Annotated in this window: 11 protein-coding genes; 5 read left to right on the top strand and 6 right to left on the bottom strand. The window is 58.3% G+C overall.

Features of this window, described 5'->3' with window-relative positions:
- Positions 1-7: 7 nt before the first annotated feature.
- The 4 genes from oxyR to BS300_RS12325 form a co-directional block, all read right to left on the bottom strand.
- Entirely contained in the window at positions 8-907 is a 900-nt protein-coding gene (gene oxyR / locus BS300_RS12340) for a DNA-binding transcriptional regulator OxyR (RefSeq protein WP_071913094.1), read from the bottom strand.
- A 151-nt stretch (positions 908-1058) separates the two neighbouring features.
- Positions 1059-2699: a methyl-accepting chemotaxis protein gene (locus tag BS300_RS12335; RefSeq protein ID WP_041210013.1), complete on the bottom strand. Its 1641-nt coding sequence runs from the start codon at positions 2697-2699 to the stop codon at positions 1059-1061.
- A gap of 171 nt (positions 2700-2870) precedes the next feature.
- Entirely contained in the window at positions 2871-3509 is a 639-nt protein-coding gene (locus BS300_RS12330; protein WP_071913092.1) for a protein-disulfide isomerase, read from the bottom strand.
- A gap of 78 nt (positions 3510-3587) precedes the next feature.
- The gene (locus tag BS300_RS12325; protein ID WP_043850210.1) at positions 3588-4448 is read right to left on the bottom strand and encodes a Vmh family MBL fold metallo-hydrolase; all 861 of its coding nucleotides are present in this window, start codon (positions 4446-4448) and stop codon (positions 3588-3590) included.
- Positions 4449-4571: 123 nt separating this feature from the next.
- Here BS300_RS12325 and BS300_RS12320 point away from each other — a divergent pair, with 123 nt between their 5' ends.
- Positions 4572-5471 carry a LysR family transcriptional regulator gene (locus tag BS300_RS12320; protein ID WP_041210011.1) on the top strand — a complete coding sequence of 300 codons (900 nt, stop codon included), beginning with the start codon at positions 4572-4574 and terminating at the stop codon, positions 5469-5471.
- Positions 5472-5536: 65 nt separating this feature from the next.
- Here BS300_RS12320 and BS300_RS12315 read toward each other — a convergent pair whose 3' ends face one another.
- Positions 5537-6313, bottom strand: a complete 777-nt coding sequence (locus BS300_RS12315; protein WP_071913090.1) for a BPSS1780 family membrane protein — start codon at positions 6311-6313, stop codon at positions 5537-5539.
- Positions 6314-6572: 259 nt separating this feature from the next.
- Between BS300_RS12315 and BS300_RS12310 the strand changes: the two genes are divergently transcribed.
- The gene (locus BS300_RS12310) at positions 6573-7394 is read left to right on the top strand and encodes a M23 family metallopeptidase (RefSeq protein WP_071913088.1); all 822 of its coding nucleotides are present in this window, start codon (positions 6573-6575) and stop codon (positions 7392-7394) included.
- Between the two features lie 56 nt (positions 7395-7450).
- Here the strand turns inward: BS300_RS12310 and BS300_RS12305 are convergent, their stop codons facing one another.
- On the bottom strand, positions 7451-8785 hold the full coding sequence (locus BS300_RS12305) for an MATE family efflux transporter (RefSeq protein ID WP_071913086.1): 1335 nt from the start codon (positions 8783-8785) through the stop codon (positions 7451-7453).
- A gap of 155 nt (positions 8786-8940) precedes the next feature.
- On the opposite strand from BS300_RS12305, the gene mscM reads away from it, so the two are divergent.
- The 3 genes from mscM to BS300_RS12290 all read left to right on the top strand — a co-directional run bounded on the left by mscM (position 8941) and on the right by BS300_RS12290 (position 14963).
- A complete protein-coding gene (gene mscM / locus BS300_RS12300; protein WP_071913084.1) occupies positions 8941-12222 on the top strand; it encodes a miniconductance mechanosensitive channel MscM in 3282 nt (1093 codons plus the stop codon).
- Between the two features lie 26 nt (positions 12223-12248).
- Complete coding sequence (locus BS300_RS12295) at positions 12249-12932, top strand: glycerophosphodiester phosphodiesterase family protein (RefSeq protein WP_071913081.1); 684 nt, start codon at positions 12249-12251, stop codon at positions 12930-12932.
- Between the two features lie 153 nt (positions 12933-13085).
- Positions 13086-14963: a methyl-accepting chemotaxis protein gene (locus BS300_RS12290; RefSeq protein WP_041210005.1), complete on the top strand. Its 1878-nt coding sequence runs from the start codon at positions 13086-13088 to the stop codon at positions 14961-14963.
- The last annotated feature ends 334 nt before the right edge of the window (positions 14964-15297 follow it).

Genomic DNA, 15297 nt, shown 5'->3' with positions numbered 1-15297 from the left:
CGGTTTTTTATTGCGCCAGAGCGACCTTCATCAAGCCCGCAATTTTGGTTGCCAGTTCATTGAAACATGGACGCCGTACCGAGTAGTGACGGTAAAGCAAAGAGATAGTCCGCCCGGGAACCGGATCAATGACAGGTCGATAACTGACGCCCCCTTCATCACGATCGGCAGGAACTGCCAGTCGGGGGATAAGGGTCATGCCGCTACCGGCAGCCACCATGTTGCGCAGTGTCTCCAGACTGGTTCCCTTGAAACGCTGATCCTCACCGATGCCGCCGGCAAAGCAGAAGCCCATGGCTTGATCCCGCAGGCAGTGGCCATCCTCCAGCATCAGCAGCTTTTTACCCTTGAGATGCCCGAGCGGCACCTCTTTGGATCTTGCCTCCGGGTGCTGGCAAGGCACTGCCAGCCACATCGGCTCGTGATAAAGCGGGATGGAGCCAAAGCCCTCCATGCCAGCCATCTCGGCCAGAATGACGCAATCCAGCTCTCCCTCCTCCAGCCGCTTGAGCAAGCTCTGGGTCTGCTCTTCATAGAGGTAGAATTCCAGCTGGGGGAAGCTCTCGCGCAGGACTTGAATGATACGAGGCAACAGGTAAGGTCCCACCGTCGGGATAAATCCGATATGGATCTCCCCCGACATGGGTTCTGAAAAATGCTGGCCGATACTCTTGAGCTCACGCACTTCCTTGAGCACTCGTCTCGCCTGCTGGGCCATGGCATCCCCTGCAGGGGTAAACAGAACCTTGCGTGAGGTGCGCTCTATCAGGATCACCCCGAGCTCATCCTCCAGCTTGCGCAGCTGGCCGCTCAGGGTTGGCTGGCTGACAAAGCAGCGCTCGGCCGCCTTGCGAAAGTGCTTTTCCTCATCCAGTGCCACCAGATATTCGAGATCACGAAGGTTCATACAGCAAGAGTCCTGCCCGGCAAATGGGTCAACAGAATGCCCAATATCCGCACCAGGAACAAGCCATCGCCATCCCAGGGCTTACGCCATATTGCTACGTTAATAAAAAAGGCCGACAACCTTGCGGTTGTCGGCCTTGCTTTTGTAACAATCAAACCCGGAAACGGCGCACCATCTCCTGCAGCTGGGTAGCCAGATGGTTCAGTTCATTGCACGCCTGCGCCATCTGGGTTGCACCGGAGGCGACCTCCTCGGAGGCGTGGCTGATATTGACCACGTTGCGGTTGAGCTCCTCGCTCACTGCCCCCTGCTCTTCGGTCGCTGTCGCGATCTGGATATTCATGTGAGAGATGCTGCTGACCGAGCCACTGATCTGGGAGATAGACTCACCGGCTTCCCGCGCCGTGGCCACAGTGGTATTCATCAGATCCTGGCTCTGCTGCATGGTGCTGCCAGCCTGCTCGGCACGCTGTTGCAGCTCGGCGATGATGTTGTTGATCTGGGAAGTGGAGTCCTGAGTACGTTTGGCCAAGGTTCTCACCTCGTCCGCCACCACAGCAAACCCGCGCCCCTGTTCACCGGCACGGGCAGCCTCGATAGCCGCGTTAAGCGCCAGCAGGTTGGTCTGCTCGGCAATGCCGCGGATCACTTCCAGCACCATGCCAATGTTGCGACTGTCATCACCCAACTGGCGGATCACCACTGCCGTACTCTCGATAGCGCTCGCCACCCGCTCGATGCGCTGGATGGAGTCATTGACCGTCTTGGCACCCAGTTCAGCAGTTTCACTGGCAGAAGTGGCCGCACTGGCAGCATCGCTGGTGTTGCGCGACACCTCCTGCACCGTGGCTTGCATCTCGTTCATCGCCGTTGCCAGCTGATTGAGCTCATGCTGCTGGGAATGCATATTGTTGGCAGACTGGCTGGCGACCGAGCTAATCTCCTCGGCAGCCGAACTCAGTTGCACCACGGAACCTGATACTTCGCTGACCAGAGTACGCAAATTGGTCTGCATCTCGCCAAACCCCTTGGCCAGCGTACCCAATTCGTCGTTGTTGAACTGCTGCATATCGATGCGCGAGGTGAGATCCCCGGCAGAGACTCTGCGAGTCTGCTCAAGCAGGGCCATCACCGGATTGCGGATCTGGCCAGTCAGCAACCAGGCAATCACAACGACAAAGCCAAGGGTGATCAGGCTAACGACGATGCTCATGGTTCTGGCACTGTCGTAGAGATCGGCCACCCCTTTGGTCATCTGCTCGGCGATTTCATTGTTGATCTCGCGCAGGCGATAGGATTTGGCCCCAGCCTCTTCCAACGCAGCTCTGGTCTCGTTTTTGCGCAGGCTTCTGACTTTATCCAGATCACCGGCAGCAAAGGCACTCATCAACTCTTCGTGCACCGAGAAGTACTTGGCTCCGGCACTGCGGAGTTGATCATAAACTTGCTTCTCTTCATCGGTGGTGAAAGGCAAGGCACCATATTTATCTGCCGCAGTCTCAAACTCCTGCTTGGCCTTGTTGAAGGTGAGCGTCCGTTCACTCACCTCCTGCGCATCCTTGTTGAGCCCGCCAATGACCTGAGCCAGTTCAGAACGGCGTGCATCCAGAATGGCCACATGCATCTGGCTGGCATAACGGGTGGAAGGCAGCAAATTGGTAGTGATGGTTTCGGTATCATCATAAAGCTTGGCCAACTGGCTGATGGAGAACCAGGCCAAACCCAGCACCAGCAAAGCCAGTATGGCGAAACCAGCACTCAGCTTCTGGCCAATAGACATGTTTTTGAACATAGGAGGGGTTCCTTGAAATAGGTCTTCACTCCCGCAACGTCCCTCGGGAATGGTCATATAGAGCATAGCCTGCAAGCAGAAAATCGAAGTGTTTCATATCGCTTCTGCATACCGGAATATCGGCCTGCCCCCTCCGCGCTAAAGGTGCATTGTCTGTTCACACTTTAATAACTATTTCATCAGCTCCAACAACTGCTGACGCAACCCTGCCGGGTCGCCCAAAAAGTCGGACACTCGGACAGGGCTCACCTTGCCATCGCACTCCAGCCCAAGCGTGGGGTAGCCCTGACCACCAACCCTCTTCATCCACCCCTGGCTGTCAGCCAAATGTTGCAGCAGAAGGGCCTGCAGATAGGCTTGCTGGAACGCCTCTTCACTGATCCCCTGCTCTGCTGCCAGCGTGGCCAGATGTTCGGCGGAGCCCACCCAGATCCCGTCCCGATAATGGGATTGCTGGATCCGGTGCAGCATGGTCAGGCCATCACCACCCAGAGCGGTGACTGCCAGTACCGCACGGATCGGCGGTTCGGAGTCCAGCAAACAGCCATCACGTAGCAGAAGATCATTGAAATAGCGCTCGCCAAAAGGCTGACCGGTCAGCGCTTCGATCCGCTGATCATGAGGCCGGACGTAGTCGCGCAGCGCTTCGCCCATCGGCTGACGACGCACACCCAGCCAGAGTCCGCCAGCATGGAGCTCAATCTTCAGCCCGGTAATGGTGGCCGCACTTTGCAGCAGGGGCGCCGCACCGTAGCACCAGCCACAGAGGGGGTCATAAACATAATGGAGAACGGGATTCTGTTGCTTCATGGTATCTCTCTTCACATTCAGGATAAAAAACCGGGCCTTCTGGCCCGGTAAAAAAACACAGGGATACGGCTCAGTGAATTACCACTTCATCTCGCCGGTATTGACCTTGGCACCGATGGCCAGACCATCGTCAACCGGCAGGGAGGGGTAGGCCTTCTTCAAGCTATCGATCAGCTGGCCGGAGTTCTTCGCTTTCGCCAGCTCTTGCTCGAAACGCTGCACATAGTCACGGGTAAAGGTCACTGCTTCGCTCCCTTTCGGTTCTGCCCCCAGGAAGTGGCCCGGCACTACCCGCTCGGGTTTCAGCGCCAGCAGCTTGTCGAGAGCCTGAACCCAGTTGCTGCGGGCCGCTTTGGTCTGGCTGTCGGCCATCCAGACATGCACACCGTGGTAAACCGGCACACCACCAAAAGCGGTCTTGATGGAAGGCGCCCAGAGGTAGGCATTCGGTGTGTTCATCTCTTTGATTTCGATCTTCTCGCCATCAAGGGTCAGCTGGCTGGCAGTCATCACTTGCGGCACGGTCAGGCTCTTCGGAGCCCCTTTACCCAGGATCGGTCCCCAGTAAGCCAGTTTGGCATCCTTGGTCTCCTTGATGTGGTCGACCACGTGCTGGTCGGCCAGCACCTTCACGTTCGGGAAGGCGGCCAGTACCGGCTCCAGACCGAAGTAGAAGTCGGGGTCACCGGCGCTGATATAAACGGTGGTCAGCTGCTTGCCACTCTTCTTGATCATGTCGACCAGCGCCTGACCATTCTGTACGTCGAACTGGGCATCGATCAGGATGGCCTCTTTATCGCCCGCTACCAGCGAGGAGGAGACCGGGAAGATCGCCTTTTCACCGGGGTTGTAGACGGTCACGCTCAGCGGGCCCGCCAGAACGGCGCCGCTCAACAGGGTGGTGGTCAGAGTCAGGTTGCGGATCAGGTTGTTCATCATGTTTTCCTCATTAATCATTCGGGGGTTCATTTGATGGACAGAGTTTATTAGATCACTTAAGGTGCAAATACAGCACTAACAGCGCATCACTGTTGCACAAATCGAACATATAGAGAGCCATACATGGATCGACTGACCGCTTTACGGGTCTTCGTCAGCGTAGTCGAACAGGGGAGCCTGAGTGGCGCCGGCGAGAAACTGGATATGTCGCGCGCCATGGTGTCGCGCTACCTGGCCGAGCTGGAGAGCTGGATGGGTGCCCGGCTGCTGCATCGCACCACCCGGCGTCTGAGCCTGACCGGCCCGGGCGAGGAGGCGCTGAACCGGGCCCGCGCCATGCTGGCGTTGGGAGAGGAGATGGAGCAGATCGCCGTGAAGGGGGATGATGCCCCCAAGGGGCAACTGCGGATCACCAGCAGTTACTCCCTCTCGGAAGCCTTGCTGGTTGGCGCGGCCAACGACTATCTGGCGCAATACCCGGGCACCGCCATCGATATCCTGCTGCTGGATAGAACCGTCAATCTGGTGGAGGAGCGGATCGATCTGGCCGTGCGCATCACCAACGATCTCGACCCCAATCTGGTGGCTCGCCGACTTGGCACCTGCCATTCGGTGGTCTGCGCCAGCCCGGCCTATCTGGCCAACCACCCGGCACCGCAAAAGGTGCAGGATTTGGCGCTGCACAACTGCCTCACCTACACCTACTTCGGCAAGAGTCTGTGGGAGTTCAACGGCCCGGACGGCCCCGAATCGGTGCCGGTCAGCGGCAACCTGAGTGCCAATATCTCCAACCTGTTGCTGGAGGCGACCCTGGGCGGTGCCGGGATCAGCCTGCAACCACGCTACTCGGCCCAGCCCTATCTTGAGCGGGGAGAGCTGGTCCCGCTGCTGACCCAGTGGCAACCCAAGCGACTCGGCGTTTACGGGGTGTATGCCACCCGCAAGCAGATGTCACCGCTGCTGCGCAGCTTCCTCGATTTTCTGCTGGCCCGCATGGCGGCAGACCCGCTTTGGCGGGAGTGACAACATCCAGCAATGCAGAAGGGGCCACAGAGGGCCCCTTCTTTAATCAACTGTTCAAGGCTGCGTCAGGCTTCGAAGCCAAACGGAGTCACCGGAGGCTTCACCTCCCCCTCTTCGTCGACGAAGATGTCACGGTACGCCACATAGATGGAGTAGTTGAGCGCCGGGATCACCACCAGCAGACCCACCAGTAACAGCACAGCGCCAAAGAGCAGCAGGATGGCGCAGAGGATCCCCCACCAGAAGAAGGGCCACATGTTGCGCCAGCAGCCGGCAAAGCTGAGGCGAGCCGCCTGCAAAATACCGATATCGTGGAAATAGATGAGGGCTGGCGCGAAAGTGACCGCCATCAGCACCGGAATAACCAGCATCATCCCCACCAGCAGTACGATCAACAGCTGCTGCACCTGCAGGGCAGAGACCACCATGCTATCGGGATCCTGGGTCAGCACCGAGAGCAGACCCCACATGGAGAGCAACCCCACGCAAACCAGCCCAATCAGGGTGAAAAGTGCCAAGACCAGCAGACCACCCAGCATCAGGGGGGTCAGCTTGTGGCGAAAACCGGCAAAGAGATCGTTGAAGTTGAGCGCTTCACCGCGGTATCCCCTAGCTGCTACAACGGCCCATCCCGCTCCCCACACCATATAGAGCAGTTGGGAGATCAGCCCGCCGGCTGGCAGCAGGTCGAGCACCATGCCAACGCCGAACCAGAACACCACCATGGCGACGCTGGCACCCATCCCCTTGTTGAAGATATCGAACCCGCTGCGAACCCAGACCCAGCCACGGCTGAGCGGGTGGCGGGCCGGTGCTTGGCGCAAAGGGGATAATCCATTCATGTCGTCTCCTCGGTGTATCGCAGGCATCAGTGCCGGATGCCGATTCTAGAGGCTGGACACCAGTGACTCAATGGCGAAGCAGGATGTCAGCGACATAAAACCTGACGCAGCCAACCCCGATTGTCCGCTCTTTTCAACACCCGGCACTGGCTGCAACTACGCAGAGAGGGCAAAATCGTCTCCCTGCGCCCGCAGGCCAATCAGCCCACGGGGCGCACTTTCCGCCATCTGAAGCGTTTTAACAGCGAGTGGTATCGTCATGAGAGTTGTGTGTTGTCTGTTGTTATTGCTGGCCAGCCAGTCGGCGCTTGCCGAAGGTTTTATCAGCCGTCTGCTCAACCATCCGGTGCCGGGCGGCGTGGCCGTTGTCCCCCTTGGCAAGGCATCCCCGGCGCCACAAGCCCATTATCAGGGCAAGCCCGTACTGGTCGTGCAGGAAGATGGCCAGTGGATCGCCATCGTAGGCATCTCCCTCAAAAGCCCGCTTGGTAACCAAAACCTGACCACAAGCGATGGTCGCACCCTCGCCTTCACCGTGACACCGAAGCACTACCGCGAGCAGCACATCAAGCTAAAAAACAGCCGTCAGGTCAATCCGCTCGCCGAAGACATGACCCGTATCAACCGTGAACTGGCCGAACAGACACGAGCTTATCAAACCTTTAGTCCCAACCAGCCGAGCAATCTGATGTTCGACAAGCCGGTCGATGGCCCGCTATCGAGCCCGTTCGGCCTGCGCCGCTTCTTCAATGGCGAGGAGCGCAATCCCCACTCCGGGCTCGACTTCGCCGTCGGCGCCGGCACCCCGATCAAATCCCCCGCTGCCGGCAAGGTGATCCTGATTGGCAACTACTTCTTCAACGGCAATACCGTCTTTGTCGACCACGGTCAGGGGCTCATCAGCATGTTCTGCCACATGTCGAAAATCGATGTGAAGCTCGGCCAGAGTCTGCCGCGCGGCGGCATTGTCGGACGGGTCGGTTCAACCGGTCGCGCCACCGGGCCCCATATGCACTGGAACGTCAGCCTCAACGACACCCGGGTCGATCCCGCCATCTTTATCGGCGCGTTCAAGCCCTGATAATGACAAAGGCAGCCAATCGCTGCCTTTGTTGTATAAAACGTCCGGTATTCTTACTAGTCCTGCGTGTGGGAGCCGGACTCCTGACACATCGCCCGCCACATCAGCAACACCAGCAGAGTGCTGCAGGTCGGCAGTGCCAGCCACACCCCGGCCACGCCCCACAGGGTCGAGAATCCCCACAGGAAGCCACCGATCAGCAGCAGCTTGCCACCAGTCAGCAGCGAGGCAATGCGGGGACGGTTGATCGCCTGAAAATAGGTGGCGCCCACCAGCAGCAATCCCTCCATCGGCAGCCCCCAGAAGTAGAGCCAGATCCCGAGCGTTGCCACCGGCAGCAGAGTCGCATTGTCGCCTGCAAAGAGGTAGACAGCCCCCTCGGGCCAGAGGTAGAGCGGCACCATGCCACAAAGTGCGATGGCGACGGTCACCCCCAGCGCCAGATTGCGGATCCGCAACACCCGTTGCCAGTTGCCCGCGCCGGCATTGAAGCTGGCGATGGGCTGGATCCCCATGGCGATCCCCTCGAAGATGAGATAGAAGAAGGCCTCGGTATAGCTGATCACCCCGTAGGCAGCGACATGCAAAGAGGTACCGACAGCCAGCAACGCCTTGTTATGCAGCGCCAGCACCACCGAGAGGTAGAGGTACATCAGGAAGCTGGAGAAGCCGAGTTTCACCGTCTCCAGCATCAGCCGCCAGTCGGGCAGCAGGGTATCCCAACCGATGCGCAACTTGCTGCGCGGAGTAAAGAAGTGCCACAGACAAAGACCACCGGTAACAGCCTGGGAGAGCATGGTGGCAATCGCGGCCCCCGCCAGCCCCCATGGAATGACCGCCATCAGCAGATAGTCGAGCAGCACGTTGAGCAAACCGCCCCCGACCAGGATCCAGGTAGTCAGTCCCGGCCGCCCGTCGTTGCGCAGCAGGGCGGTAAAGGCCATGGAGAGCACGGCAAAGACGCCGAGCCAGGCATACCACTGCAGATAGGCCAGACCGGCGGTAAAAATATCCCCTTCGGCCCCCATCCAGGCCAGCATCTCATCGCCATAGTTGATGCCGATGAAAGCGAGCACGGCGGCAGCCACCAGCACCATCACCAGTGCATTGCCGACAATATGGCGCGCCCGTTTTTGCTCCCCCTTGCCAAGGTAGAAAGAGGCGAGCGAGGAGGAGCCCATGCCGATCAGCGCACCAACAGCGTAGAGCACGGCGCAGATGGGATAGGCGAGCATCAGTCCGGCCAAGCCATCCTGCCCCAGAATATGGCCGACAAAGATGCCATCAATGGTGACATAGATGCCGGTGACCAGCATGGCGGCCACGGTCGGGGTGACATAGCGCCAAAAGAGGCGGGAAAGAGGGGCGGTGCCCAGATCGACTGCGGACATAAAATGCTCAATGGAGGGAAAAACGGCCAGAATAATAGCCAAATCGGGCCGGGATCGCCCGTTATTTGTGTTACAAATCATTAATATTGAACGCTTTACCCTCTTCTGCCCCTGCTTTAGGCTAGGGCAACCTCTTATGAACGGACACGTGCTTCATGTTGCAACGCCTGCTCGCCCTCCTGCTTCTTTCCCTCGCTCTGCTCACGACCACGGCACAGGCCGATGACACCATCGCCCAGGCCGAAGCGCTGCTGCAAAGCGTCCCCAAGAGCGATACGCCGGAAAATCAGAAACTGAGGGAGAGCTATCAGCAGGCACTGCAGTTTGCCCGGGAAGCAGAACGTTACCGGGAGCAGGGCAAAGCCTATCAGCAGGTATTGATCGACTATCCCGAGGAGTCGGCCCGCCTCAAGGAGAGCCTGCGCAACTATCAGCCCAAGAGCCGTCCAGCCCTCTCCAGTCTCAAGGAGGAGAGCCTGCGCCAGGCCATTGGCCTTAGCAGCAACCGCCAGATGATGCTGCGCAAAGAGCGTCAGGGCATCATGGACAGCCTCAATCAGCTGGAGAGCACCGGTCAGGATTACCATCTGCGAGTGGATGATCTGCGCAAACAGCTGCAAGTCACCCGCAGTCAGCTGGAGCGACTCAACTTCAGCAGCGAATCGGATCGGCTGCAGGAGGCACAACTGCTGCTGACCCGGATCAAGGAGCAGAGTATCTCCGACCGGATCCAGATGCTGGAGCTGGAGCAGCTCTCGGCCCAGCAGCGCAGCGATCTTGGCAAGCTCAAATTGCAGGAGCTCAATCTGACCATTGCCGATGAGGACGAGTGGCAAGCGGCCCTGATGGCCCAGCAAAACCAGTTGCGTCGGGAGAAGACCGAGCAGGCACTGGAAGAGAGCGAGCGACTGCGCAAACAGCTCTCTGACGATATGCCCCTGCTGCTGGAGCAGCAGCAACAGAATCAGGCTCTCTCCATCCAGCTCGGCCGGCTGGAGGAGCAGATCGAAGAGGTGCAGGACAGGCAACGCAGCGTCGACAAGAATCTGTTTGAGCTCAACGAACTGGTCAACTCGGTGCGCGAGCAGCTTGAATGGCTGCAGATAAGCGACGCTTACGGCGAGAACCTGCGCAGCAAGCTGGCCGATTTGCCCGCCTACTACCCCCTCGACAAGCTCGAATCCGAAATCGTCAGCGCCCGCATGGCCAAATATCAGTACGAGACCGAGCAGGATACCCTCAAGGATCCCCGTCAGCTGCGCGACCAGCTCCTCGCCAATGAAGAGGTCTCCCTTGACCGCCCGCAGCAGGCAGTGCTCGACAATCTGCTCAAGGCTCGCCGCCAGCTGCTGACCCGTCTCAACGACGCGTCCGACACCCTGATTCAGGAGCAGACCCGGCTCAAGCTGCTCTACAGCCATCGCAACAGCAAGATCGACGAGATCCGTGAGCTCAGCGCCAGTCACCTGTTCTGGATGCCGGATGTGCGGCCGCTCACCCCCTCCGTCATGCTCGGGGTGCCTGCCGCCCTATCGCTGGCTTTCAATCCGGAGAACTGGCTGCAAGTCCCCCACGCTATCGCCGAAAACACGCCGCTCAGTCTGACCCTGGCCACGCTGGGACTGCTGGTACTGGCCTGGAGCTGGTTCAAACTGGCTCGCCATCTGACCCACTATTGCGACCACATAGCACCACGGATCGGCAAGGTAACCCAGGACAAGTTCAGCCTTACCAGCCGGCTGCTGTTGCGCTCTCTGCTTGCAGCCATGCCGCTCCCCGCCATGGTACTGATGGTGCGGGGGCTGCTGGGCGGTGCCTGGCAATACCCCTTTGCCGTGGCTATCGGCCGTGGCCTTGGCGAGATCTGGTTTCTGCTGCTGGCACTGGTGCTGGCCCGTCACCTCACCCTTGAGAAGGGGATCCTGATCCACCACTTTCGCTGGCCAAAAGAGCAGGTGCAGAAAGTGTGGGGACAGTTTCGTACCCTGCTGCTGGTACTGATCCCGAGCTTTTTTGTGCAGGGGATGGCCAACAGCTATCAGGAGCACGCCTTCTACGACTCCCTCGGGCGGCTGGCCTTTATCATCGGCGCCCTCTGGCTGCTGCTCTTCTTCGCCCGTCTCAACCGGGAGCGACTGCCGCTCACCTGGGGCCAGAGCGATATGACCAAACCCCATCTGCTGCACCACTTCATCTGGAACAGCCTGATGCTGGCGCCGCTATTGGCGGTGATTGGCACCCTGTTTGGCTACTTTTATACCTCGCGCATTCTGCTGCGCCAGCTGGAGCTGAGCCTGCTGATGGGGCTTGGCTGTCTGCTTGTCTACTATCTGGCCAGACGCTGGATGCTGATCCAGCGTCGCCGGCTGGCCTTCGATCGGGCCAAGAGCAAGCGGGCGGAGATCTTGGCCCTGCGCGGCCGGGATGAATCGCACGAGGAGTTGAGCTCGGAGATCCCGGATGTCGTCGAGGAGACCGAGCTTGACCTCGATACCCTCAGCACCCAGTCGCTGGGGCTGATCCGCACTCTGCTGATGCTCGGCTTCACCCTGCTGGTGGTGGTGCAATGGTCGGATCTCAACTCCGCCTTCAGCTTCCTCAGCAACATCGAGGTGTGGCAGGTCAGCAGCAAGATTGGCGGCATAGAGCAGCTCTCGGCCATCACCTTGCAGGATCTGATGCTGACCGCCTTCGTCTTCATCCTGACCGTGGTCACCGCTCGCAACTTGCCGAGCCTGATGGAGCTGACCCTGCTGCAGCATCTGAGCCTCTCCCCCGGTACCGGCTTTGCACTCACCACCACCAGCAAGTATCTGGTGATCCTGATCGGCGCCCTCACCGGTTTCTCGATGCTCGGCATCGACTGGTCGAAGACCCAGTGGCTGGTTGCAGCTCTCTCGGTCGGTCTGGGTTTCGGTCTGCAGGAGATCTTCGCCAACTTCGTCTCCGGCCTCATCATCCTGTTCGAGAAACCGATCCGGCTGGGTGATACCGTCACCATCCGCGATCTGACCGGCACCGTCACCAAGATCAAGACTCGCGCCACCACCATAGTGGATTGGGATCGCAAGGAGATCATCGTCCCCAACAAGGCCTTCATCACCGAGCAGTTCATCAACTGGTCGCTCTCCGATGCTATCACCCGGGTACGACTGCGGATCCGCATCGGCCTGACCCGGGATCCCAAACTGGTTCAGACTATTCTGGAAGAGTCGGTCAAGGCATCGACACTGGTGCTCGATACTCCAACCCCCGAAGTGTTCCTGATCGAGTTCACCGACTCGGCACTGATCTACGAGATCCGGCTCTACGTGAACAACATGGATCACCGGATGCCCATCACCCACGAAGTTCACTCGCTGGTGCTGGAGAAGATGCAGCAACAGGGGCTCACCCTGCCCCACCAACAGATCGATATTCACTTGAGCAGGGGCTAACCCGGCCAATGAGAAAGGAGCAAACCATGCAGATCATTGCTCACCGGGGGGCCAGCGGCCTGGCCCCCGAGAACACCCTCAAAGCGATGGCCAAAGCGCTGGAACTGGGGGTCACCGCTATCGAGATCGACGTGCAGGCGGCCGATGGCGAGTTGTGGGTATTCCACGATCGGCGGCTCGAGCGCTGTACCAACGGCAAGGGAGTATTGACCGAGCAATCCCGCTCCTATCTGGAACAGCTCGATGCTGGCGAGGGGGAGATCATTCCGACCTTGTGGCAGGTGATGAGCCTGATTGACGGCAGATGTGAGCTGCATATTGAACTCAAAGGTACCAATACCGCCGATGCCGTCGCGGCACTGACCAAACGGGCCGAGAACGAGCTCGGCTTCACCGCTAGCCAATGGGTGATCTCCTCATTCCACCATCCAGAGCTGGCTCGCTTTGCGACCCTGCGACCCGATATCCGGATTGGCGCTCTTACGGCCAGTCTGCCGCTCGAACTTGCGCACTTTGCCGAACAGCTGGGAGCCTGGTCCATCAATTGCGATGTTGATTTCATTGACGCTGCGCTGGTCGATGATGCACATCGCCGTGGACTAAAGGTTCTGCTCTATACGGTCGATCACCTTGCCGACCAGCAACAGCTGGCTGCTATGGGGGTCGACGGCATATTCACCAATCGGCCCGACCGTTTTTTAACGCAGTGAGCAACCCGCATCCGGATGGATAAGCGTGAGGTTAACCGCTAACTTTAAGTCGTAGACCGGGATAAAAAGAGTCCAACTTCGGCCGATAAGAGATGGCACATAACAATAATTCGCTCGAACACACTTCAGACTGACGCTCACAAGGAAGTAACTATGAACTTATCCATTAAAAACAAACTTGTTCTGGCTATCGGGATCATCATTCTGGTGATCACCGGCCTGCAGGTCTGGTACAACACCTCGCAGCTGCGCAGCGAAACCCAGCGACTGATCTGGAGCTTTATCGACGAAAGTTCAGCCGCCAACGTCAAGGGAATCTCCCGCTGGCTCGATGCCCGCGTCAACATGGTCAGCTCCACCAAGGAGGCGTTTGCCAAAGAGGATAACCCCATCAGCCATCTGGCCCAGTCCATGAATGCGGGCGGGTTTGATCTCGTCTATGTGGGCACAAATGATGGCAAGATGATCCAGAGCAAGCCGACCGATCTGCCCGCCGGCTACGACCCGCGCCAGCGCCCCTGGTACAAGGACGCCATGGCCGCAGGTAAAATGACCATCACTGCACCCTATGCAGATATCTCCACCGGGCAGCTGATTATCACCATCGCCGAACCGTTCCAGCGTGGCAATACCCAGGGGGTGATCGCCGGTGACGTATCCATCAGCGGATTGGTCTCCGACATTCTGGCGGTCAATACCGAAGGCACCTACGCGGTACTTATCGACAGCAGCGGTACCATCATTGCCCACCCGGATGCTTCACTGACCCTGAAACCAGCCACCGCCCTCTCCCCTGAGCTGACTGCCTCCGGGGTCAATCGCATTGCTCATGACGGCACCATTTCAGAGATGGATATCAGCGGCAAACTGAGCGTGTTTGACCTGAACCAGATCCCCAATACCGACTGGTACTACGGCATTGTGGTCGATGAGGCGGTGGCCTATCAGTCGGTCAAACGCATGGTCACGTCAGCACTTCTGCAAGGCCTGCTCACCATCATCATCGTGGCGGGTTTCTCCTATGTCGCCATCAATGGCTCTCTGGCTCCGCTGAAAACCCTGGGTGAAGCGATTGCCGATCTCTCCCGTGGCAATGGCGATCTCACTCGCCGCATCAAGATTGAGCGTGAAGACGAGGTCGGCGTGGTCGCCAAACACGTCAACACCTTTATCGAGCGGATCCATGTGATGGTGCAGGATATATCTAACTCCTCCGGCCAACTCAACCAGCAGGCCAAGTCCTCACACAACATGGCAGAGAAGGCCAATCAGGGGCTGGCTCGCCAGCAAAACGAGATCTCCCAGATTGCAACGGCCGTCCACGAAATGTCAGCCACAGCCGTCGAGGTAGCCAGCAACGCCGAGCAGACAGCCGAAGCGGCGCGCTCCTCCAGCAGCAGCTGTGAACATGGCAAGCAGGTCATCGCCCGCAACCAGCGTTCCATCACCGATCTGGCAACTCAGGTCGAGCAGGCCTCCAACATCATTCAAGAGCTGGAGAAGAACGCGCAGGAGATCAATACCATCCTCTCCACCATTCAGGGCATCGCAGAACAGACCAACCTGCTGGCACTGAACGCCGCTATTGAAGCTGCTCGTGCCGGCGAACAGGGCCGTGGCTTTGCGGTGGTGGCAGACGAGGTGCGGGTGCTGTCACAGCGCACTCACAGCTCCACCGTCGAGATCCGCAGCATGATCGAAACCCTGCAGCGCAATACCCAGGGGGCGGTCAGCACCATGCATGAAGGGCAGTTGCTGGCCCAGAACAGCGTGGATGATGCCAACAACGCCACCCAGGCGCTGGAGCAGATCACCGCTTCCATCAACCAGATCTCCGACATGGCGACCCAGATCTCCAGCGCCGCCGAGGAGCAACGAGCTGTTACTGACGAGGTCAGCCGCAACATTCAGGCGGTGAAAGACGTGTCTGACGAGCTGGCCGTAGATGCCGACAGCTCACGCCATCTCTCTGAACAACTTAAAAATATTTCGGGTGAATTGAGTAATCAGGTCGGTATGTTCCGGATCTGACGATGATAAGAAAGGGGCCGTACAGGCCCCTTTACTTTTTTAAATATCGCTTAATTATCAGTGAGTAATCTAACACTACCGTCGCCTCTCCTCCTTCCTGTTGCCCCCGCCATCCAGTAGCTCCCATCGGATATATTCCACTTTTTCAGCCACAAAAAGGATTAGTAATTTTTATGCATATATTTAAATGCCAATAATTATCATTAAAAAGTTTTAATAAAAAACTTAAAATTTTTTTCGTGAGTACCTAAAAAGAGAGGTGATTCGCATTTTATTGAAAGAAAACTACGTATAATCCGGAAGTTAAAGTCTTCGTAGCAAGGTGTTTTACTGC

Origin of the sequence: Aeromonas sp. SCS5 (assembly GCF_001887375.1) — a bacterium.
Lineage (GTDB): Bacteria > Pseudomonadota > Gammaproteobacteria > Enterobacterales > Aeromonadaceae > Aeromonas > Aeromonas jandaei.
Note: the sequence above shows the minus strand (reverse complement) of the source record. Positions and strands in the feature narration are given on the sequence as shown.